The sequence below is a fragment of the Idiomarina sp. Sol25 genome, assembly GCF_033052775.1.
Taxonomy (GTDB): domain Bacteria; phylum Pseudomonadota; class Gammaproteobacteria; order Enterobacterales; family Alteromonadaceae; genus Idiomarina.
Window position 1 is genome coordinate 268536 of the sequence record NZ_JAUPEW010000003.1, and the last position, 20958, is coordinate 289493.

Annotated in this window: 21 protein-coding genes; 7 read left to right on the top strand and 14 right to left on the bottom strand. The window is 48.7% G+C overall.

The annotated features are described in order from the left end of the window. Window positions 1-10: 10 nt before the first annotated feature. Complete coding sequence (locus tag Q5L94_RS07190) at window positions 11-1015, bottom strand: hypothetical protein (protein WP_317497766.1); 1005 nt, start codon at window positions 1013-1015, stop codon at window positions 11-13. A gap of 225 nt (window positions 1016-1240) precedes the next feature. On the opposite strand from Q5L94_RS07190, the gene Q5L94_RS07195 reads away from it, so the two are divergent. Beyond that, window positions 1241-1714 (top strand): Hsp20 family protein, encoded by a 474-nt coding sequence (locus Q5L94_RS07195; RefSeq protein WP_317497767.1) that lies wholly within the window; start codon window positions 1241-1243, stop codon window positions 1712-1714. 27 nt (window positions 1715-1741) lie between these two features. Here the strand turns inward: Q5L94_RS07195 and Q5L94_RS07200 are convergent, their stop codons facing one another. From Q5L94_RS07200 to recQ, 3 genes are read right to left on the bottom strand one after another with little or no spacing between them, the layout of a single operon-like run. Beyond that, complete coding sequence (locus tag Q5L94_RS07200; RefSeq protein WP_317497768.1) at window positions 1742-4534, bottom strand: EAL domain-containing protein; 2793 nt, start codon at window positions 4532-4534, stop codon at window positions 1742-1744. Then, a complete protein-coding gene (locus Q5L94_RS07205) occupies window positions 4527-4787 on the bottom strand; it encodes a DUF3630 family protein (RefSeq protein WP_110013532.1) in 261 nt (86 codons plus the stop codon). The genes Q5L94_RS07200 and Q5L94_RS07205 overlap by 8 nt, the downstream gene beginning before the upstream one ends. Before the next feature lie 9 nt (window positions 4788-4796). After that, a complete protein-coding gene (gene recQ / locus Q5L94_RS07210; RefSeq protein ID WP_317497769.1) occupies window positions 4797-6641 on the bottom strand; it encodes a DNA helicase RecQ in 1845 nt (614 codons plus the stop codon). 60 nt (window positions 6642-6701) lie between these two features. On the opposite strand from recQ, the gene Q5L94_RS07215 reads away from it, so the two are divergent. Beyond that, entirely contained in the window at window positions 6702-7166 is a 465-nt protein-coding gene (locus Q5L94_RS07215) for a thioesterase family protein (protein WP_011235772.1), read from the top strand. Between the two features lie 26 nt (window positions 7167-7192). Next, entirely contained in the window at window positions 7193-8128 is a 936-nt protein-coding gene (rarD, locus tag Q5L94_RS07220; protein WP_317497770.1) for an EamA family transporter RarD, read from the top strand. Here the strand turns inward: rarD and Q5L94_RS07225 are convergent. From Q5L94_RS07225 to lptM, 8 genes are all read right to left on the bottom strand, one after another. Beyond that, window positions 8105-8527: an OsmC family protein gene (locus Q5L94_RS07225; protein ID WP_317497771.1), complete on the bottom strand. Its 423-nt coding sequence runs from the start codon at window positions 8525-8527 to the stop codon at window positions 8105-8107. The two genes, rarD and Q5L94_RS07225, sit on opposite strands and share 24 nt — an antisense overlap. 75 nt (window positions 8528-8602) lie before the next feature. Then, window positions 8603-10774, bottom strand: a complete 2172-nt coding sequence (uvrD, locus tag Q5L94_RS07230; protein WP_317497772.1) for a DNA helicase II — start codon at window positions 10772-10774, stop codon at window positions 8603-8605. Window positions 10775-10871: 97 nt separating this feature from the next. Continuing rightward, entirely contained in the window at window positions 10872-11582 is a 711-nt protein-coding gene (locus Q5L94_RS07235) for an HAD-IA family hydrolase (protein ID WP_317497773.1), read from the bottom strand. 26 nt (window positions 11583-11608) lie between these two features. Next, a complete protein-coding gene (locus tag Q5L94_RS07240) occupies window positions 11609-12511 on the bottom strand; it encodes a tyrosine recombinase XerC (protein ID WP_317497774.1) in 903 nt (300 codons plus the stop codon). Beyond that, a complete protein-coding gene (locus Q5L94_RS07245) occupies window positions 12498-13193 on the bottom strand; it encodes a DUF484 family protein (RefSeq protein WP_317497775.1) in 696 nt (231 codons plus the stop codon). The genes Q5L94_RS07240 and Q5L94_RS07245 overlap by 14 nt, the downstream gene beginning before the upstream one ends. Next, window positions 13190-14017 (bottom strand): diaminopimelate epimerase, encoded by an 828-nt coding sequence (dapF, locus tag Q5L94_RS07250; protein ID WP_317497776.1) that lies wholly within the window; start codon window positions 14015-14017, stop codon window positions 13190-13192. Before dapF ends, Q5L94_RS07245 begins: the two co-directional genes overlap by 4 nt. A 2-nt stretch (window positions 14018-14019) precedes the next feature. Next, entirely contained in the window at window positions 14020-15282 is a 1263-nt protein-coding gene (gene lysA, locus Q5L94_RS07255; protein ID WP_317497777.1) for a diaminopimelate decarboxylase, read from the bottom strand. Continuing rightward, a complete protein-coding gene (gene lptM / locus Q5L94_RS07260; protein ID WP_011235781.1) occupies window positions 15279-15425 on the bottom strand; it encodes an LPS translocon maturation chaperone LptM in 147 nt (48 codons plus the stop codon). Before lptM ends, lysA begins: the two co-directional genes overlap by 4 nt. A gap of 92 nt (window positions 15426-15517) precedes the next feature. Here lptM and hemC point away from each other — a divergent pair, with 92 nt between their 5' ends. From hemC to Q5L94_RS07280, 4 genes are read left to right on the top strand one after another with little or no spacing between them, the layout of a single operon-like run. Beyond that, complete coding sequence (gene hemC / locus Q5L94_RS07265) at window positions 15518-16459, top strand: hydroxymethylbilane synthase (RefSeq protein ID WP_317497778.1); 942 nt, start codon at window positions 15518-15520, stop codon at window positions 16457-16459. After that, entirely contained in the window at window positions 16434-17195 is a 762-nt protein-coding gene (locus Q5L94_RS07270) for a uroporphyrinogen-III synthase (protein WP_317497779.1), read from the top strand. Before hemC ends, Q5L94_RS07270 begins: the two co-directional genes overlap by 26 nt. Next, window positions 17188-18315: a uroporphyrinogen-III C-methyltransferase gene (locus Q5L94_RS07275; protein WP_317497780.1), complete on the top strand. Its 1128-nt coding sequence runs from the start codon at window positions 17188-17190 to the stop codon at window positions 18313-18315. The genes Q5L94_RS07270 and Q5L94_RS07275 overlap by 8 nt, the downstream gene beginning before the upstream one ends. Then, window positions 18312-19475 (top strand): heme biosynthesis HemY N-terminal domain-containing protein, encoded by a 1164-nt coding sequence (locus Q5L94_RS07280; RefSeq protein WP_317497781.1) that lies wholly within the window; start codon window positions 18312-18314, stop codon window positions 19473-19475. The genes Q5L94_RS07275 and Q5L94_RS07280 overlap by 4 nt, the downstream gene beginning before the upstream one ends. 23 nt (window positions 19476-19498) lie before the next feature. Here the strand turns inward: Q5L94_RS07280 and Q5L94_RS07285 are convergent, their stop codons facing one another. Together Q5L94_RS07285 and Q5L94_RS07290 are read right to left on the bottom strand one after the other, a co-directional pair. Continuing rightward, the gene (locus tag Q5L94_RS07285; protein ID WP_317497782.1) at window positions 19499-20080 is read right to left on the bottom strand and encodes a YceI family protein; all 582 of its coding nucleotides are present in this window, start codon (window positions 20078-20080) and stop codon (window positions 19499-19501) included. After that, a complete protein-coding gene (locus Q5L94_RS07290; protein ID WP_317497783.1) occupies window positions 20080-20631 on the bottom strand; it encodes a cytochrome b in 552 nt (183 codons plus the stop codon). Before Q5L94_RS07290 ends, Q5L94_RS07285 begins: the two co-directional genes overlap by 1 nt. Between the last annotated feature and the right edge of the window lie 327 nt (window positions 20632-20958).

Below are 20958 nucleotides of genomic sequence, written 5' to 3' on the forward strand. Positions count from 1 at the left end.
GCTCGCACCGTTAGAACCGGTCTAACCAAAAACCACGGGACATAAGTAACTCCCGGACAACCGGGTAGCCTCGCGGGGTGACGTACCAAAGCTCTTGCTCAAGCTCAATCAGGGCACGTTGTTTGAGCACCTGTAACTGAATTTCAAGCTGGCTAGCGGAAACTATCGGCAATACCTGCACTAACTGCGTTTTATTCATGCCCCGGTGAAGCAGCAGAGCATAACAAACAAAAGCCGTTGCATCGTTTATCTCTGAGGGTAGCGCCGGTGTTTCAAAGGCCTTTTCACTACCACGTTGATAACGGTCGGAATAGGCCGCAGCGACACCGCCATTGCCCCGGCTTAATGCGGCTAAAGCCCGTAAACGACCATCTCCGCGAGCCAGTCCCAGCTGCTCAAGGGCATTTTGATCCAGCCCCTGCAATGTCCATAACTGATTTACCGGCACCGGCCAGACTTTTTCCAGAAAAGCCCAGGCCCAGCTGTCACAAACAATAACGCCTTTACCCGCTTCACCGGACAGTACCTGAGAGAAGAATTCCCGCACCCAGCGCAAACCGTTCGTCTGGCGCAGGAAACTGTGTGCTAACTGAGGCATTATCCAGGGTTTATTATCATCGGACTGAGGCTGAAACTCCGGCATAGGAGAATCGTCAGGGTTGCAAAGTGACTCTCTGTCGGGCAGGCTCACTTCCCGCAGACTATGCTTCTCAGACCACTTTTGCACCGCTTCCTCAACACCAGAGTGGGGTGGCGCAATAATCCAGCGTAAGCTGCTATCGTCATTGTCATTTAACCAGTCAGAAAAGCAATCATTCAGAGCCTCTGCAGCGGTATCAAAACTCAGTTCCAGTACTTGCGATTGCTCTTCCTCACCTTCCTGTTCTTGTTCTGGTGTTATCCAGCGAACAAATTTTTCCCACCACTTTTTTATTTTTATGGTAGTGGGTACGGCCGGTTTTTCATAGTCATCAACTGTTACCCATTGCCACGTTTTTTCTGGCTCTTCGGCCATCCTGAGAGTCCTTTTCACAAATAAATAAAGTATTGCTTAGCTCCGATAATAGAGTGCCTTGAAGCAGAGTCCAATGAAAAATTTTGCAACCCGACTCTTGAAACCAAATTGAGCAGTACACATATAGACGTTAAGGCCGGTGTCTCTGAGAGAGCCGCCTTAACCGACACATGGTGTGTCACTTAATTAAACATTTTAAAGTTATTGCTTCAAAGGAGAATGACTATGGCAACTATCGACTTAAGCCCTCTATATCGTAGCAGTGTAGGTTTCGACCGTATGGCATCTTTGCTGGATTCGGCACTACGCTCAGATACTGGTGCAACCGGATATCCTCCCTACAACATTGAACTGGTAGCAGAAAACCAGTACGCCATTACGCTGGCAGTTGCAGGTTTTGAAGAGGATGATCTGGAAATTGAAGTAGAGAACGGCGTGCTTCGTGTGACCGGCAAAAAAGCCGAAGAAAACGAAAAACGCGAGTATCTGCACCGCGGCATTGCAAACCGTGCCTTCGAGCGTAAGTTCAGCCTGGCTGAACACATTGAAGTCACCGGCGCAGCCTTAAAGAACGGTCTGTTAACGGTCGGCTTGGTGAAGAATATTCCTGAAGCCATGAAGCCGAAACGTATCAACATTGGCAGCTCAACTAAAGACCTGCTGGAAAATCGTTCCAAAAGTAAGGAAAGTGCTGCTTAAACTTAAGCACTGGATGAGGGGCGGCAATTAGCCGCCCTGTTTTTCCTGACGTTGCCACTCTACTGGGTGCCCACAGACGAACCCCTGGATATAGTCTACGCCCAGCTGAGTGAGCTTAATACGCGCTTCGTCACTTTCCACGCCTACTGCACATACCTCAATATCAAGAACCTTAGCAATGCGCACACAGCTGGCGACCAGTTCCGCATCAACCGCATCTACCAGCATGTCCTGCACCCAAAATCTATTAACCTTAATTTGCGTTAACGGTAACTGCCTCATAAGCCGGAACGAATTGAAGCCGGTACCAAACTGATCTAAAGCAGTACCTATGCCTAAATCCTTAAGCTCTCTGAACAGACGGTAAGTTTCATCAAAGTACTTGTCGGCGTCAGGCTCTGCCACCTCAAATACCAACTGTTCCGGCTGCAATATAGAATGCTTCAGGCTTTGCTCTATAAAGCGAATAAAGTCGACATCTTCGAGGCTTTGCGCGGACAAATTAATATGGCAGCGCCAGGTGCGATTAGCGGCAAAGGGCTGTTCTTTAAAATGTTCAATAACTTCCCTGACCAGCCAGCGGTCAGCCTTACCCATAACGCCGGCATTAAGAGCTGCCCGTAAGAACTGCTGCGGAGCAATAGCCTCGTCACTCTCGTTACCCGGCAGCCGTAGTAGTAACTCGAAGCAATGCTTATCTTCACTTTTTGCGGCACTGACCAGTGGTTGCGCAAACAACTGCCAGTTTTCTTCCCGTAGTGCCTTCTTCAGCCGCGCTTCCCACTCTTCCTCAGCTTGCCCAATCAAGCGTTTCTGATCGGCTTCGCTGTGCGAATGAACTCGATAGTCACCCTGCTGCATTGCCAGTTGCACGGCTTCCCGAGCCTGGCGCATGATCGTGCTGGCGGCCAGGCTTTCACCAAGACTGTAAGCAATACCGGCGTGGCCTGTCAGCTGAAAAATACGTTTTTCACTACTAAAGCGAAACTCTCTGCAAACTTGCAGTAAACGATGTGCCTGGGCAAACGCCGCTTGTTCATCTTCGTTCGTCAGCAACGCAATTTCTGCTTCACTTATGCGTGCGACACGTGCGCTTTTAGGTGCTTTTTGCTGCAACGATAATGTCAGCTGCAGTATGGCCTGATCGCGACCGTCAGCACCGGCTTGATCCGCAATAACCTGCAAACCATTAAGACGAATAATGGTAACGCTGGTTGTCTTTTTTCTATCCAGGCGAGATTGCAGCAGGCGTCGAAACTCGCGCACATTTAACAGACCCGTCAAGGCATCGTGGTGTGCCAGAAAGTTAAGATGAACTTCCGCTTCCATGCGTTTTGTTACATCAGCCATACGCCCGGTATTGTCAGGAAACAACTCAATATCTAGCCATACTTTACGACCATCAAGCCGCTCAATAGAAACCAGTTGGCGCTGCCCTTCAATGCTAAAACCTTTTGGCCAATGCGTCTGAATTTGCTTCAAAGAATGAGCTGACAAAATTTTTATCATTTGTCGGTTAACCTGTTTAATACTGCCGTCAGGGTTAACTCTGAACCAACCTTCTCCGGTTCGTTTTAAAATACGCCATAAACGCCGCCTTAAAATTTTTCGGTTACGTTTTAAATTGCTAATGCGCTGTACCAGGCGACTAAATCGATAGCGCTCTAGCGCCAGCAAAAACATGGTTGTGACTAACGTCAGGCCGCTGTACAACAATAACCCGGAAAGCCCTTCCCAAATTGGGTTATAGCGCGGTGAAACCAGCAGCCAGGCAGATATAATGGTCAGAACCATCAATACCGTTTGCCATTTATGACCCGCCACAGGTTGTTTCTGCAGGCTACGACCAATAACGACTCCTCCCCAGAGCAGTAGCGCATTAATTTGCCAGGATACAGAGGCCAACCGCCAGGGCTCGGACAGCCACGGCAGCAAAATGGTCAGTGCAATTGACACCATCATTACCGCATAACCAATACGGTTGAAGCGGGAGAATTTGAAGCGAAAACGCGACCACTCCCATATAAACCAACTAAGAGCCAGAACCAGAAGCTGGCTGATATACACCTTCAGCTCCGCAGCAATGTCCGGCGAGTATGGCGTAAAATAGGTAATCCAGATGCCACTGTGTGACAGCAGCGAAAGAGTAAAGGTTAATGTCAGGCCGCCAAAGGAAATTAACAGGCGGCTACCGAACAACCGCGCTGAAACAGCCGCTGCTAAAGCTAACAGAATAAGAATACCGGCGTTAACGCCCAAAGCGGTTTGTTGCTGCTGAAGGCGTAATTGCAAGTCGCCTGGCTGCCACAGACCTATAGACGGCATTTGTTCAGGCCATTGCTGCACCGACACCGCCAACCAGACAATTTTGTTGGCCGGTAAAGTTACGGGCAATACTTGCTCATGCGACAAGTATTCGCGCTGCAACAACGGAGTGGAAAACCGGCTGATATTGCTGTTCTCGATTTGCCCATTTTTATCCAGTAAATAAACCCCAACTTGCTCCAGGTAAGGATCGCTAAAATGCAGGTGAAGAGTAAGCGGCGCGTTACTGCGATTAAACAGGGGAACTACACCCCAGATATTCGGTCGTTCACCGGCGTAGTTATGATCCTGAAGCTCCTCAGAGCTTAACCAGCGCTGCGGTTCATTAATAGCAATGCTCTCAACTTGCAGATTGGCGTTGACCACCCGGTAGTTGAGATGTTCATTCAGCATTAACCGCGAGCTTTGCGGAGAAACGGTCAGAGGGTCCTGAGCAAAAGCCGATGGTATCAGGGTTAACGCTAACAGTAGTGCGGCAAACCAATAGTTAAACATAACCATACTCCGCCAGGCGTGCTTCTACTGTAGCTTCGGGTTCTTCCAGAGCTTGTAACCAGACGGCATCACAAATTTCTGAATAAAACAGCAGCCAGTGCCGCTGGTTAATACTCAAACGCCAGCAAAACTGGTCTGCTGCCCATTCTTTTTCACGGACCGTAGCACCAATGCGCTCACAAAGTTCGTTTACCCAAAGCTCATGGTCAGCTTCCGGCGGTGTACTTTTTAGCGTAATGATGTTGTCTTCCATTATTATTCTTTACCCATTAAATAATTGTCGCTCGCTGGCACCGGACAAGAACGCTTCCACAGCCTGCATAAACTCATTGCCATAACGTGCCAGTTTAACTTCTCCAACACCATTGATTTCTAACATATCTTTGGCTGTTGTGGGGTAGTGCACACACATTTCCACCAGTGCAGCGTCGCTGAATACGACAAAGGGTGGCACCTGGTCACGGTCAGCAATGTCTTTACGCAACTTACGTAAACGCCGGAACAAAATTTTATTATAGTCACCCCGGTCGGTAATTCGGGTTTTGGTTGCGGTTAATTCTATTCGCGGCTTAGCCAGTTCCAGCGGCACTTCGCCTTTTAAAACAGGACGTGCGGCGTCAGTCAGTTGCAACGCCGCAAAACGCCGAATGTCCTGCAGAATAAGCCCCCGGTGAATGAGCTGTCGTAATACCGAAAACCAGTGCTCCTGGGTTTCCGATTTGCCTAAGCCGTACGTGCTAAGCTGATCGTGTCCCAGCTCAATAACACGCTGGGCTTTTGAGCCACGTAAAACCTCCACTACATGGTTGATACCAAACTGCTGACCTACGCGGTACACACAGCTCAATGCTTTTTGGGCGTCCTCCAGACCGTCGTAGCGCTGCGGCGGGTCCAGACACAAATCGCAGTTTCCACATTCTTTATCGGAGTACTCATTAAAATAGTTAAGCACAACCAGTCGTCGGCAAGTTTGCGCTTCAGCCATGGCCTGCATAGCTGAAAACTTTTGCGCCTCGACCAGACGCCGCTGCTCATTCTCCTGATCTTCTATCATTCGCCGTATCCACTGCGCATCACGTGGGTCATAAAGCATGACGGCCTCGGCTGGAAGGCCATCGCGCCCGGCACGCCCGGTTTCCTGATAGTAAGACTCAACACTACGGGGAATATCAAAATGAATAACAAAACGAATGTTGGGCTTATTAATACCCATACCAAAGGCCACCGTCGCAACAACAACGTCTATGTCGTCACGCAGAAACTGGCGCAGGGTACTTTCCTTTATCTGGTGCTCAATACCGGCGTGGTAGGGTGCAGCACGCACTCCGGCTTGCTGCAGACTTTCCGACAACTCTTCGGTTTTTTTGCGACTGCCGCAATAAATAATACCGGCGGCGCCTTTTTGCTTTTTAACGTAGTCACGAACCTGCTTCAGTGGCTTGTACTTTTCCTGCACTACGTAACGAATATTGGGCCGGTCGAACGAGCTGCGGTGCACCAAGGGTTCGCGCAGACACAGCCGTTCAATAATATCGTGCTGGGTTGCAGAGTCAGCGGTTGCCGTTAACGCCATAAAAGACACATTGGGCAAGTAATTACGCAGTACTCCAAGTTTGCCGTATTCAGGCCGGAAGTCGTGCCCCCACTGGCTAATACAGTGCGCCTCGTCCACCGCAATAAAATTGAGCTTTAATGACTGCAGGCGTTCAATAAAAGACGGCTGTAAAACCCGCTCGGGACTCACATACAAGAGTTTAATGTCACCGTTCTGCAAACCTTGAAATGTTGCCATTGATTCCTGCGACGACACACCCGAATGCAGGGTTGCCGCTGAAATATCCAGAGCTTTAAGCGCCTCGACCTGATCCTGCATTAACGACAGCAATGGCGAAATCACCAGAGTAAGGCCGTCACCGCAAATAGCCGGCAACTGATAGCATAGCGACTTACCGCCGCCGGTTGGCATCAGCACCAAAGAATCACGCCCCTGCATAGCGGCCTGCATAATATCCTGCTGGCCATCACGAAACTGGTGATAGCCAAAGGTAGATTCAAGCTGCTGCTTAAGCGGATCAAATTGTACTTTTTCGGCGGTACTGCTGTGCATGGTTATATTGACTTCCCGAGTAACATGCTCTTATTGTAAGCGTCCTGTCCGCTAATCACCATGCCGAAAATGAATACACAAACAATACTGACAAAAGTTTCCGAGTTTATGAACACTCAGGTTCCGTTCCAGGCACTGCTTGGCCTGGAAATTACGGAGTTTAACCCTGCGCGTGGTGAAATTCGATTTAAATGGCAGGAGCAACTCATGGGTAATGTGCCACAGCGTATGCTGCATGGTGGGGTTACCGCTACTGCGCTGGATACCGCCGGGGGACTGGTCGCTATAGCCGGCATGGTCGACAGACTGGAGTCTCCTACTGAAGCTTATTTAATGGAGCGTCTTAGCCGTTGTGGTACTATTGACCTTCGGGTTGATTACCTTCGTCCAGGGCGCGGTACCGAATTTATAGCCAGCGCAACCATCATCCGCTCAGGTAATAAAGTCGCGGTGGCACGGATGGAGTTGCACAACGAAGAAGGCACGCACATTGCGTTCGGAACCGGAACTTATCTGGTCGGCTAACGCTGATAAAAAAGGATTCTAGAGACATGTCCGATGACGCCGTTCGGGCGCGGCAAGGCGTTTTCTTCGCACTTGCCGCCTATACTTTTTGGGGCATAGCACCGGTTTACTTCAAGCTGGTGAAACAAGTACCTGCGCTAGAAATACTCTCCCATCGAATTATTTGGGCATTTTTGATGGTGTTTGTACTAATAGTTGCCATGAAACGACTGGACCGCATTCTCCCTATACTAAAAAGCCGCAAATTGGTGCTGCGTTTAACCCTGGCAACCTGTCTGCTGGGTGGTAACTGGTTTTTGTTTATTTGGACCGTCAACAGTAACCACATGTTAGATGCCAGCCTTGGCTACTACATTAACCCGCTATTGAATGTGGCTATCGGAATGGTGTTTTTTGCCGAACGTATGCGCCGCCTGCAATTAGTTGCCATTGGTATGGCCGTGGTGGGCGTTACCATCCAGATTGTTACCTTTGGCGCGGTACCCTGGGTGGCTTTGGCTTTAGCGTCCAGCTTTGCTATTTACGGCGCCATTCGCAAACGCCTGCCGGTCGATTCTATTAGCGGACTTTGGCTGGAAACCGCTATTCTATTCCCGGTAATGCTTATTTATCTATTGGTGTTTGCCGAATCAGCCAGTAGTGATTTAACCGCTAACCCGTGGACGTTAAACCTGTTACTCGTTGCCGCCGGGCTGGTCACAACCATTCCGCTACTGTGTTTTACCGCGGCGGCACAGCGCCTGCGCTACGCCACGCTGGGCTTTTTCCAGTATATAGCTCCAACATTAATGTTTGCTTTGGCGGTAGTGGTTTACGGTGAGCCTTTAGAAGAAAGTAAGCTGGTCACTTTTATTATTATCTGGAGTGCGCTGGCACTGTACAGTTTCGATTCCATTATACAGCGCCAGCGTGATCGTAAAGCGAAAAAGAAGCTAGCTTCAGCTGAGGCTGGCATCCATTGAGATCTCAGCCTTCAGCACTTTGCTGACAGGACAACCTTCTTTCGCTTTTTCAGCCAGTTTCTGGAATTTGTCTTCGTCAATATCCGGAATACTGGCTTTCACCGTCAGGTGAATTTTAGCGATACTGAAGCCATCGCCATCTTCTTCTAACGACACTTCAGCTTTGGCATCAATACTGTCCGGCTCATAGCCAGATTCACCCAGCATTAACGAAAACGCCATGGCGTAGCAGCCTGCGTGCGCTGCCCCAAGAAGCTCTTCGGGGTTCGTACCCTTGCCATCTTCAAAGCGGCTCTTAAATGAGTATTGGGTGCTGTCTAAAACACCACTTGGCGTTGAAACAACGCCTGAACCTTCTTTTGTACTACCTTTCCACTGTGCATTTGCAGAGCGTTTCATATAATGCCTCCGACATTGTATGTATGTACCCTAAGGGTAGTCGAAGAACGCGGTTTTTGATCACATCTTTACACTTTAGAAAACCGGATCAAGTCGCGCATAGGCAACCACCAGCCACTTGCTGCCGACATTGTCGAAGTTAATCTGAATTCTGGATTGCGGTCCGGTGCCTTCATAGTTCAACACAGTACCATCGCCAAACTTCGGGTGACGTACCCGCTGGCCTAATGAATAACCCGTTTGCTCAAAGCTTTCGTGGCTGGCAGCATTATTGAAGCGGCCATAACTGTTAGGCTTTTCTACCCTCGTTTGCAGCCGTACTTCGTGCAAAGTATCCGCCGGAATTTCACTGATAAAACGACTGATTTTATGGAACAATTCCTGGCCGTAAATACGGCGCTGCTCGGCGTAAGTAAGCACCAACTTCTCCATTGCCCGGGTCATACCGACGTAACAAAGCCGACGCTCTTCTTCCAGTCTTCCGGGTTCATCCATCGACTGCTGAGACGGGAATAGACCTTCTTCCACGCCGGTCATAAATACCAAAGGAAATTCCAAACCTTTAGCACTGTGCAGCGTCATGAGCTGTACGGCATCCTGATATTCATCGGCCTGTTCTTCACCAGCTTCAAGCGAGGCATGTGCCAGAAAAGCATTCAGCGGTGTCATATCTTCTTCGGCATCATCCAGAGTGAAGTTTTCACAGGCGGTGACCAGCTCTTTTAAGTTTTCGACCCGGGTTTCCGCTTTTTCGCCTTTCTCGGCCTCATACATGGCCATCAAGCCGCTTTTCTTAATCACTTCGTCGCTCAGGCGGCCTAACGAAAACTCTTCGGTTTCGTCGTCTAAGTTCTCGATAAAGTCCAAAAAAGAACCCACAGCGTTGCGCGCCCGTCCGGCCAGCTGCTTTTCGTTAACCATATATTTTGCCGCCTGCCATAAGGACTCTTCACGCTCTCGCGCCGCCTGCCGGATCATATCCATAGTACGGTTACCGATACCCCGCGTTGGAGTGTTAATCACCCGCTCAATGGCCGCGTCATCATCGCGATTACCCAAAATTCGCAAGTACGCTAGTGCGTCTTTTATTTCCTGACGGTCGAAGAAACGTAAACCGCCATAAATACGATAAGGAACACGCGCATGCAGCAACGCTTCCTCTAAAATACGCGATTGTGCGTTACTTCGGTATAAAATAGCCGAGTCCTGTAGCGAACCACCCTGATCACGCCATTCTTCAATTCGCGCCACAATATAACGGGCTTCGTCCATTTCATTGAAACCGGCATACAAGCTTATTGGTTCGCCGTCGTTACCGTCGGTCCATAAGTCTTTACCCAGACGCCCCGAGTTATTGGAAATAACCGAGTTTGCGGCGCGCAAAATGGTGCTTGTAGAGCGATAATTTTGCTCCAGACGGATAGTCTCAGAGCCTTCAAAATCCGATAGGAACTGATGAATATTCTCGACTTTAGCACCGCGCCAGCCATAAATGGACTGGTCATCGTCACCCACGATGGTCACGCTATTCTGACTACCAGCCAATAAGCGGATCCAGGCATACTGGATGGAGTTGGTGTCCTGAAACTCGTCGACCAGAATATGACGAAAACGGTTCTGATAGTGCTCGCGGACAATGCGGTTATTACGCAGTAACTCGTGTGCGCGCAGCAGCAGCTCGGCAAAATCCACTAGGCCGGCTCGGTCACAGCTCTCCTGATACAAAGTATAGATTTCTTTTAAGGTTTGCTCTGTAGGGTCGTAGGTTTCAATGTGCTGCGGGCGCAGACCTTCGTCTTTTTTACCATTGATGTACCACTGTGCCTGCTTGGCTGGCCAGCGTTTGTCATCCAGGTTTAAGCTTTTAATTAAACGCTTAATGAGCCGTTGCTGATCATCACTGTCGATTATCTGAAAGTTTTGCGGCAGACCAACGTCCATATAATGAGCGCGCAATAAACGATGCGCCAGACCATGGAAGGTACCAATCCACATACCGCGCACCGAGCTGCCTACCAGTTGCTCAACCCGTCCGCGCATTTCGGCAGCTGCCTTATTGGTAAAGGTAACGGCCAGAATACTAAAGGGCGAATACTGCCGTTCCTGAATAAGCCAGGCAATGCGATGCACCAACACACGGGTTTTGCCACTACCGGCTCCGGCCAGAACCAGCATGTGACCGTCGGTTGCAGATACGGCCTGCTGCTGCCGTTCGTTTAAATCTGCCAGAAGCGGGTGTGTACTCATTAGCGGTCACCTAAATCATTAGTAAGAACTGTATTACGTTATGGCGTCAGTGTAATAGTGCATCACTGTATAAGCAACCAGTAGTTGTTCGCCGGCTTTAATCCAATAAAAGCCGTTGTAGCTGATTCAGGTTATGCAAAGTAACGGTTGGCAAGACCGATAAGTGCGCAGTGGTTCCCAGCCCCGAGGTTAGCCAGGCGGACTGCCAGCCATGCCGCTGCGCGCCAAGAATATCGGAATATGGATGATCGCCTACATGCAGAAACTCATGCGGTTGCAACTCAGGTAGTTTTCGTTCGGCGGCGGCGAACATATCCGGCAGGGGTTTACCGCGAATGCCATCTCCGGGCTGAATCACTAACTCGAAGTACTTAGCCAGGCCAATTTTATCCGCATTTACATTGCCATTACTCAGTGCAATTAATTTGTAACGCTGCGACAGGGCATCCAATAATTTTATACTGTCTTGTGGCACTTCAAAGTTACTACGCTCGGACAAAAACACATCCATAATGGTGTTCGCTGCCCGTGCCGAATCATCAACACCGAATTTCTCTAACCCCAGCTCCAGGGTTTTCAGGCGCAGTTTAGTCATATCGCTGGCGAGAGTTTCGTCGGTACGGCTCACCTCATCTCGGAAGCGGCGCCAGTGATGCATGTCCCACTCAGCAGTTTGCGGGTATTGTTCTGCAATATAGCTGTGAGCGACTTCTTCTGTACGCTGCATAACCGGCACGTTGTCATAAAGCGTGTCGTCTAAATCAAAACTGATAACTTTGGGTAAATGCCAGCGGCGGTGGAACTGCATAACGCGGTACTCTTATTTGATAAAAGTTAAGTCGATTTTTTCCGGGCGCGCGGGTGGGCGCTGTCATAAACACTGGCTAAACGCTTAAAATCCAGATGGGTATACACCTGAGTTGTGGATAAGTTGGCGTGTCCAAGCATTTCCTGCACCGCACGCAAATCACCACTGGATTCCAGCATATGAGAGGCAAACGAATGCCGTAACTTATGCGGATGCAAGTCGCCAACCACACCTTGTTGTTTACCCCAGTAATTCAGCCGCTGCTGCACAGTACGAGGGCTGATGCGCTGTAGCCTTTTACTCACAAAAAGCGCCAGCTCGGGCTTTTGGTTTAACCAGGCCTGACGCACTGACAGCCATTTTTTTAAGGCTTTTTCAGCACAGCGGCCAAAGGGCACAATGCGCGTTTTGCTGCCTTTACCGGTCACCCGTAGTTGCATCATACGGTGGTCAATGTGGTCCAGATCAAGACTGACCAGCTCTGCCAGACGAATGCCGCTGGCATAGAGCAGCTCCATCATGGCTGCATCGCGAATGGCTAAGTCATCATCTGTGGGTAAGTCCAGCAAATGAGAGATACTGTCCACATCGAGGTTTTTGGGTAAACGTTTGGGAATTTTCGGTGCCGATACTGACATGGCGGGGTTGTCGTCCATAGCGTTAGATTCCACCATGAACTGGCAAAAGGTACGCCACGCTGACAATTTTAAAGCAATACTGCGTTCACCCAATCCATTACGCCGCCAGCCAACTAAAAGCCGTTCAATAACAGGGACACGCAGCGCTTTAGGTTCCGTTATTTTTTGCAGTTCAAGATCCGCGATATCAGCCGCAATAAGGCGCTGATAATTCTTAAGCGTTAGCTCCGCTAAACCACGCTCTCCCTGCAGTTGTTGCATCCATTTTTGCTGCCAGTCATGCAGCTTCATGGTTTTGCAGTAGCCCCGGTAACAATGCGCTGAGCAAGGCCTGTAGCTGATTGATCAGTAACTTGTCCATTGCCGGCTCGAAGTGACTGGCGTTAGTATTACCGACCGCCAGCATACCCAGCTCACCGTTATCGCCCAACAACAGCAGTGCCACGGAAGCAATCTTTTCGTCCTGGAATAACAGCTTATGCTCTTGCTCCGTTAAGCGGCCAAGATAGATAGAGCTTTCATTGAAACGCTTGCTTAGTAGCTTTTTGTGAGTGTCGGAGGCAAAGCTGTACTGCTCGCCTAAATCTACAGGGCTGTCGAAAAACTTCAACGACAAGGCCGGCATTTCCAGCTCATTCTCAAAGGTGTTTTGCAACTCATCCAGAACCTGACTCAGGCTCTGACAGCGCAACAAACTCACGTATAAGTTGCTGTAAGCCGAGAAAATAGCTTCATTGCGACGCGCGTTTATCATCAGCTCGGTAATTTCTTCTTCCAGCTGCTGTACGCGCAAACGCAGCTTTTGTTGCTGCCGTTCAATTAACGAGACGGCGCCTTTTTCACTGTGTTGAAACTGTAACTGAGCCAGCAAGTCATCATTTTTCGTGAAAAAATCAGGGTTCTCTTGTAAGTATTCTCTTATAAGACTGTCGTCTAAACGTTCATTTGCAATCATTTTTGATTCGCTACTCATAACACCATCTGTCCATCGTAAACTAATTCTGCGGGGCCGGTCATTTTTACAGGCTGCCCCTGCTGCCAACGGATAATTAAGTCCCCGCCGGGCAAGCTGACTTTTACTCGCTCATTTAATAAGCCTTGCTGAATGCCGGCTACAGCTGCCGCACAGGCGCCACTACCACACGCCATGGTTTCACCTACGCCACGCTCAAACACGCGCAGTTTAATTTCATCAGCCGATACTTTCTGCATAAAGCCTACATTCACGCTTTCCGGGAAGCGCTCATGCGCTGCAAGGGCAGCTCCGAGGGTTTCCACTGGTGCAGTGTCGACGTTATCCACAGCGATAACACAGTGCGGATTGCCCAGACCCAGAACACCACAAAGAACCGTTTCTTCTTGTACTCTTAAAACGTAAGTCTGCTCTGCTTTTTGCGCTTTAAAAGGCACCGCCGCCGGTTCGAATAAGGGTTCGCCCATATCCACCGTCACCTGACCGTCTTTCTCTAAGTGCAGAACCATTTTTCCGGCCTTGGTACTGACCTTAAGGTGATTCTTATTGCTTAAGTTTTTAGCTTTTACAAACTTCGCAAAACAGCGGGCGCCATTGCCACATTGAGCAACTTCGCTGCCATCGGCATTAAAAATGCGGTAGTGAAAATCCAGGTCAGGGTCATAAGGCGGCTCAACTAACAGCATCTGATCAAAACCAATACCTGTGTGTCGGTCTGCCCAGCGGCGTATTTGATCCGGATTCACATATAAATTCTGAGTGACGTTATCCACCACCATAAAGTCGTTGCCAAGCCCGTGCATTTTTGAAAAATGTAATAACATTTTTATTTGCCTTCCTGGTGTAACAAGTGCTCGCCCCGGACGAGATCGTTAAAGCTTTCACGTTCGCGGATCAGTGTAGCATTATCACCCGAGACCAAAACCTCGGGCGGGCGGCCACGACTGTTATAGTTAGACGCCATAGTAAAACCATAGGCACCGGCATGTTTAATGGCCAGTACGTCGCCCTGTTGCACATTTAAATGCCGTGCGTGTCCGAAAAAGTCACCGGTTTCACACACCGGGCCGACAATATCATTCAACTGGTCGCCGCCGCGCTTATTTTCGTGCGCCGGTAAAATATCGTGCCAGGCCTGGTACAAAGACGGACGTAATAAGTCGTTCATGCCGGCATCGACCAAAACAAAATTCTTATCGTCTGAGGGTTTAATGTATTCCACCGTGGTTAGCAGAACTCCGGCATCCGCCGTAATTGCGCGTCCGGGCTCCAGTACCATAGTAATTTGCGGGTAATTTTCGGCTAACTTAACCAGCTCCTTTAAATAAAAGGACTTATCCAACGGCTCTTCCGGCTGATACGCCACACCAAAACCGCCACCTAAATCCAGATGTGTCAGCTGGATACCGTCTTTTTCCAGTTCCGAAACCAGATTAAACATGCGCTGCGCGGCATCGAGAAAAGGTTCCGCTGTCATTATTTGCGAACCTATGTGGCAATCCGCACCAATCAGATTAATGTTGGGTAAGCTATGCGCCTTAAGAAACACCGGCTTAGCCAATGACATGCTGATGCCAAACTTGTTGGCTTTCATGCCCGTAGCAATGTACGGATGCGTTTTGGCATCAACGTCGGGGTTCACTCTTAACGACACCGGGGCCTGTTTATCCATGGCAGCAGCAATGTCCTGAATACGCTCAAGCTCCGCCTCAGACTCTACATTAAAGCAGCCGATGCCCGCTTCCAGCGCCATAATGATTTCGTCTTTGGATTTAGCCACACCGGAAAAAACCACGTCGTCAGCTTTACCGCCGGCCATTAATACACGCTGAAGCTCGCCACCGGAGACAATATCGAAACCCGCGCCATGCTCGGCCAGTAACTGCAGAATAGCTAAGTTGCTATTGGCTTTTACCGCATAACACAGCTTATGAGGTGCGGGCCAGTATTGCTGAAACTCGCGCCAGTTTTTTAGAATCTGACCTTTGGAGTAAACATACAAAGGCGAACTAAAGCGCTCAATAAGACTCTCGACGTCGCAGTTTTCAATATGAAACTGGCCATTTTTATAGTCAATTAACTCGCTCATTTGGTGTCTTCCGCCGGCGGCTCTGCAGGTGTATTTTGCTCTGGCATAGGCTCAGGCGTCAGTGGCCCTTTCTGACCACAACCGACTAAAGTCATTAAAATGGCTGATAGCACCAGCGTCTTGATTACAATTCGACTAAACATCGCTAAACTATAGGTATTCCGTTTGGGTTTCTATGGTGCCTATCATCGCACCAGATACCTAAAAAGTCATTAATCGTCGTAAAGGAAAACGAATGACCCAAAGTGTTAGAATTGCAACACGCAAAAGCAAGCTGGCTTTATGGCAAGCTGAACACATTCAACAACGCCTTGAAGAGCTGCATCCGGGCCTGTCGGTAGAACTGGTTCCTATGTCGACCAAAGGCGATGTCATTCTCGATACCCCGCTGGCAAAAATTGGCGGTAAAGGTTTGTTCGTAAAAGAACTGGAAGTGGCGATGCTGGAAGGCCGTGCAGATATTGCCGTACACAGCATGAAAGACTTACCGGTTGAGTTCCCACCGGGACTGGAGCTTCACACCATTTGCGAACGCGAAGATCCGCGCGATGCTTTTGTATCCAACAACTACAAAAACCTTAATGAACTGCCGGAAGGCGCAGTAGTCGGAACCTGCAGTTTGCGCCGCCGCTGCCAGGTAAAAGAGCAATTTCCGCATTTAGTTATAAAAGATTTACGCGGCAACGTTCAAACACGTTTACGCAAACTGGATGACGGTGAATTTGATGCCATTATCCTGGCGGCATCGGGTCTCATTCGACTGGAGCTGGGCGACCGCATTACCTCCTTTATTCCGGTAGAGCAGTCATTACCGGCTAATGGGCAAGGCGCACTGGGTATTGAATGCCGCAGCGATGACGACAAAATGAAAGCCTTATTGGCGCCACTGCAATGTCAGGAAACTCGTACGCGGGTGTTAGCTGAGCGGGCAATGAACCGCGGGCTGGATGGCGGTTGTCAGGTGCCTATTGGTGCTTATGCTGAGCTGGAAGGTGATGAAGTCTATTTACGCGGCCTGGTTGGTGAGCCTGATGGGGGAAAAGTGCTTCGTGATGAAGTGCGCGGCCCGGCGTCTAGAGCTGAAGAGTTAGGTTCAGAGCTCGCTGAAAGGTTACTTAAACAAGGTGCAGCCGAAATTCTGAGCGCAGTCTATGACAGTGAATCCAGTCACTCATAAAGCGGTTTTACTGCTGCGTCCGGGCAGGAGTCCGGACGACTTTACTCAACAGCTGCGTGAAACGGGCAGAAAGTGCTTTGTTCACAGTTTTATTGAGATAGAGCCTTTACCTGTGAATAAAGAACAGCTGACCCAGGTTAAACAAAAGCATTGGGATGGCATTGTTATTGTCAGTAAAAATGCAGCTCATTATGCGTCCGAGGCTGGTTTTACCGGGGTTCCTTCTAAATATTATGCAGTCGGACCGGGAACCGCTTCTTTTGCTTGCAAACATTTGAGCACGGCGGTGAGCTGTCCGACATTTATACATCAGTCGGAAGGGTTGCTGAAGTTGTCGGAATTACAAAAGCTGCAGCAACAAAACTGGTTGATCATTCGCGGGGAAGGCGGCCGTGAGTTATTAGCGGACGCCATAAGGGCTCGCGGAGCTTCTGTCGATTACTGGGAAGTGTATCGCCGAAAACAACTCACATTGAACGACCCTGAACTTATTCAGCAGTGGATAAGATCAGTTGGTACTATCGTTGTTACCAGCGCTGAACAACTGGGATACTTTTTATCGTCTATGCCAAGTTCTGCCCAAAGCTGGCTGGATAGCTGTCAGTGGATAGTTCCCAGTCATCGTCTGAAAGGTTTGATTCCTTTCGGACAATCAGACAATATCAAAGTAACAGGCAGTGCAGCGGACGCCATATTAATGAATGCGCTAATAGCGGATGGAAAAACCCATGACTGAAGAGAATAAAATTGAGAACGAAGACGTTCAGAATAATGAACAAAGTAGCGAGAAGAGCACAGAAGAAGAAACCATAACCGCCGAGAAAAGTAGCGGGCGTTTCTTCAAACGCTTAGTCTGGCTTATTGTTTTAATCGCTATTGTCGCTGCCGCATACTGGGGCTATACGCGTTTCCCTGGTTTATTTAAGACAGACTCTGAACAGGTAAGTGAACAACCGCAGGAAGATCCGGTTGAAACGCGCTTTAAACAACTTGAGCGTTCTGTTGGGAATCTGGAGCAGCAACTGCAAAATACGGTGCAGTCCCGCGAACTGGATAGGTTGAGTAACACCGACCAACAACTGCAGCGGGAACTGACCAGTTTGCGTCAGAGTATTGAGGATGTGCGCGATGACATGCGCAAAACGCCTGCCGAAAAAGCGGCTTACTGGCGTCTACTGGAAATAAAACAAACCTTATCCGCGGCTGCACGAATGATGTGGAGCCAGGACGACTACAAAGCGGCGCTGCAACTTTTGAAATTGGCCGACCAGCAGCTGTCTGGTATCGACAGCCGTAATGCAATTCGTACCCGCGAGAAGCTGGCGGGCGATATTGAACGAGTGAACGCAGCAGTTAAAGCAGACAATACTGACCTGGCGCTGCAACTCGTGGGTCTGCAACAACGAGTGTCTGACCTGCCCGACGAAGTAAACAGTAATCAACAGCGCTTAAGTTCCAATACTCAGAATGTCAGTGGCGATGTTAATGACTGGCAAACGAACCTGAGTGCTAACTGGCAGTCCTTCCTTGATAATTTTATCCGCATTCAACCCGTGGACAGCGATCCTGAGCCTCTACTTAGTGCGACCCAGCGCACGGCAATAAACGAACGCATTCAACTCCTATTTACTCTGGCTCAACAAGCAGCTGTAAAAAATAATGATGAATTGTGGCAGCGCTACCTGGAACAGTTATCTGAGCTAATTGCGCAGCTAAAAGGCGATGGAGCAGCCTCTCAGGATATTATTTCGCGTATTCAGTCGCTGAGTCAGGAGGACTTCGAACAACAGAGCATAGAGCAGCTCGAATCTCTGGATTTCATCGCTCAGGCTATTGAGCAGGGAGATGCCTCATGAAATGGATCATCGCTCTGATTGTCATCATTATATTGGGGGCCATTATTGGACCACTCGCGTCGGGTAACGCGGGCTATGTTTTAGTTCAGTTTGCCGGAGTAGCGATTGAGACGACCGTAGTCGGCCTGCTTGTCGTTACTATTGTGGCAATTGCCGTACTCAGTGTTGTGGTGTCATTACTGCGCCGGCTACTTAGCAAAACCCGCCAGGGCCGGAAGTGGTTGGCAAATCGAAGCGAGCGTAAAGCTCAGAACATTTTCCAGCAGGGCATACGCGAGCTGCTGGATGATAACCCCGAAAAAGCGACTGAGAGCCTGTCTAAGGCCTACAAAAAGTCTCCTGACAACAACATTGCCGCGTTAACTGCGGTTGCCGCTTGCCTCAATAAAGACGCCGGAAAGGCAACTTATTGGCACGATGAAGCAGGGGCATTTTATGATAATGCAGATACACTGCTTCAGCTTGTTTCCATTGAACAGTTGGTAAAAAAAGACCCGGCACAAGCGGATAAAGAGATGCGAATCTTACTGGGAGCTAAGCCACACTCTGCCAATGTACTTAAATTAGCTTACCGGGTCTTTAAAGCGTCCGGAAATTGGCAGCAACTGAAAGATTTATTACCGGAGTTGCGTCGTGTAACCGACCTTGCTCCAGCGGAATTTGACCGTCTTGAATATCAAGTCTATTTTGAACGCTTTGTTGCTGAGGGTCGCAGAAGTAACGAGATACTGTACAACGAGTGGCGCAGCCTACCCAGTAAACAACGTAGCGACGCAACCATCAGGTTAAGTTATGCCGCCGCGTTAAAGCATTTAGGTGATTATGAAGTCTCTGCCAGAGTGGTTTTAAAAGGATTAAAAAGAGGGGAGCTGCAACCGGCTGCCGTTAACTCCTTGCATTTATTTAATGCAAAATCGGAGAAGTTGCTGGAGTTTGTTCAAGCTCAATTGAAGCAAGATCCGGAAAATAGAGATTACCTTTATGCTCTTGCACAAATCGCTATGGATAATCAGGACTTTTCGTTAGCGCAACGTGCTTTGAAAAAGTTAGCAGAAATTGAACCAAGCAGTCACGTTTATCGTTTATTGGGCAACGCCTATCACACTCTTGGTGATAGTCAGCTAGCTGCTAACGCTTACAAAGAAGCGTTAGCTCACTAACTCTACTCAGTTGATTCTGTCGGTTATTGACGTACGCCTTCAATAGACAGTGTCAACTGAACTTCTTTAGCCGCTGGTCCGAGGTTATAGTCGATTCCATAGTCGGCTAAGGTTAAGTCTACTTCACCTTCAAAACCACGGCGGAATCCGCCCCATGGATCCTCGCCAGCGCCAATGTGCTTAACTTCGATAGCGATTTCTTTAGTCACGCCATTAAGAGTGAAGTTGCCATGCAGTGTACCTTCGCCTTCATCATCGTCATCCGGCACGTATTTAGTGCTTTCAAAGGTCGCAGTAGGGTGATCAGATACACTCAGGAAGTCGTCGCCACGTAAGTGCTTATCACGCTCAGCATGGTTAGTATCTACACTGGAGGTATCGATTGTCACTTTAACTGAGGAATTCTCAGGAGCGTCCGCGTCGTAGCTGAAAGAGCCTTCGAAGTCATTGAAACGACCGTATAACCAGCTGTAACCCAAGTGACTAATTTTAAATTGAATAAAGGCGTGCTGGCCTTCAGTATCGATTTTATAGTCTTCTGCCATTGCCGCCGAAGTAAATAAGGTACCGCCCGCTATCGCGGCTGCTATTAATGTCTTTTTCATTATGATTTCCTCTTAGTTTTTCCAAACATTCGAATAAGTGTGCTGTCTTTATTTATAAAGTGATGTTTCAGCGCCACCAGTCCATGACCACCAGCCAGGATCACTAAAGACAACGCTGAGTACCAATGTACCTCACCAGCAATATCTTCCTGCTTTGGTAAATCTGTTATCACTGATGGTACCGAAAACCAGTCGAATACGCTGATAGAGCTACCATCTGCTGTTGAAATCAAAAAGCCGCTGATCATTACTGTGAATAGCAGCAAATAAAGTAAAAAGTGACCCGCTTTCGCTCCTAACCGTTCAAACTTGCTACCTAAAGGTTTAGGTTTAGTATTGATTAAAGTCCAGAGCACTCGTAAAACCGTTACGATAAGTAAGGTAATGCCAAACGATTTATGCCACCAGGGACCCAAACGATACCACTCATCGTAGTAGGTCAGAGTTAACATCCACCAGCCCAAAGCAAATAAACCAAACACTATTAAGGCCGACAACCAATGAATTAATACCGCGATTAAACCGTATTTATCCGATGTGTTTTTCCACATAAAACTTTCCTAAATTGTTCACGCTTTATATTAGTTCATATTTATAGAATGAAAATATGTATTATTGATAGATTAACATCTAATTTATAGAAATTAGTAGCTTGATAGGTGAGATAGTCATAAACAATGCGCTCGGGGTGTGTATTGAGAGACTTTGTGTAAGGGGCGCGGGCTATTCACAGCAACCCTGAGGGCAGAGCTGGCCGTGGAACAGGCATAAAAAAACCCCAGCCGGTTGGGCTGGGGTTCTTCTATTTGTAGTCTGGCGGTGACCTACTCTCGCATGGGGAGACCCCACACTACCATCGGCGCTGGTGTGTTTCACTT

Bases quoted from the DNA above. Each gene is read 5' to 3' on its own strand.
- Q5L94_RS07190 (WP_317497766.1), bottom strand. From the start codon at position 1,015: ATGGCCGAAGAGCCAGAAAAAACGTGGCAATGGGTAACAGTTGATGAC.
- Q5L94_RS07195 (WP_317497767.1), top strand. From the start codon at position 1,241: ATGGCAACTATCGACTTAAGCCCTCTATATCGTAGCAGTGTAGGTTTC.
- Q5L94_RS07200 (WP_317497768.1), bottom strand. From the start codon at position 4,534: ATGTTTAACTATTGGTTTGCCGCACTACTGTTAGCGTTAACCCTGATA.
- Q5L94_RS07205 (WP_110013532.1), bottom strand. From the start codon at position 4,787: ATGGAAGACAACATCATTACGCTAAAAAGTACACCGCCGGAAGCTGAC.
- recQ (WP_317497769.1), bottom strand. From the start codon at position 6,641: ATGCACAGCAGTACCGCCGAAAAAGTACAATTTGATCCGCTTAAGCAG.
- Q5L94_RS07215 (WP_011235772.1), top strand. From the start codon at position 6,702: ATGCCGAAAATGAATACACAAACAATACTGACAAAAGTTTCCGAGTTT.
- rarD (WP_317497770.1), top strand. From the start codon at position 7,193: ATGTCCGATGACGCCGTTCGGGCGCGGCAAGGCGTTTTCTTCGCACTT.
- Q5L94_RS07225 (WP_317497771.1), bottom strand. From the start codon at position 8,527: ATGAAACGCTCTGCAAATGCACAGTGGAAAGGTAGTACAAAAGAAGGT.
- uvrD (WP_317497772.1), bottom strand. From the start codon at position 10,774: ATGAGTACACACCCGCTTCTGGCAGATTTAAACGAACGGCAGCAGCAG.
- Q5L94_RS07235 (WP_317497773.1), bottom strand. From the start codon at position 11,582: ATGCAGTTCCACCGCCGCTGGCATTTACCCAAAGTTATCAGTTTTGAT.
- Q5L94_RS07240 (WP_317497774.1), bottom strand. From the start codon at position 12,511: ATGAAGCTGCATGACTGGCAGCAAAAATGGATGCAACAACTGCAGGGA.
- Q5L94_RS07245 (WP_317497775.1), bottom strand. From the start codon at position 13,193: ATGAGTAGCGAATCAAAAATGATTGCAAATGAACGTTTAGACGACAGT.
- dapF (WP_317497776.1), bottom strand. From the start codon at position 14,017: ATGTTATTACATTTTTCAAAAATGCACGGGCTTGGCAACGACTTTATG.
- lysA (WP_317497777.1), bottom strand. From the start codon at position 15,282: ATGAGCGAGTTAATTGACTATAAAAATGGCCAGTTTCATATTGAAAAC.
- lptM (WP_011235781.1), bottom strand. From the start codon at position 15,425: ATGTTTAGTCGAATTGTAATCAAGACGCTGGTGCTATCAGCCATTTTA.
- hemC (WP_317497778.1), top strand. From the start codon at position 15,518: ATGACCCAAAGTGTTAGAATTGCAACACGCAAAAGCAAGCTGGCTTTA.
- Q5L94_RS07270 (WP_317497779.1), top strand. From the start codon at position 16,434: ATGACAGTGAATCCAGTCACTCATAAAGCGGTTTTACTGCTGCGTCCG.
- Q5L94_RS07275 (WP_317497780.1), top strand. From the start codon at position 17,188: ATGACTGAAGAGAATAAAATTGAGAACGAAGACGTTCAGAATAATGAA.
- Q5L94_RS07280 (WP_317497781.1), top strand. From the start codon at position 18,312: ATGAAATGGATCATCGCTCTGATTGTCATCATTATATTGGGGGCCATT.
- Q5L94_RS07285 (WP_317497782.1), bottom strand. From the start codon at position 20,080: ATGAAAAAGACATTAATAGCAGCCGCGATAGCGGGCGGTACCTTATTT.
- Q5L94_RS07290 (WP_317497783.1), bottom strand. From the start codon at position 20,631: ATGTGGAAAAACACATCGGATAAATACGGTTTAATCGCGGTATTAATT.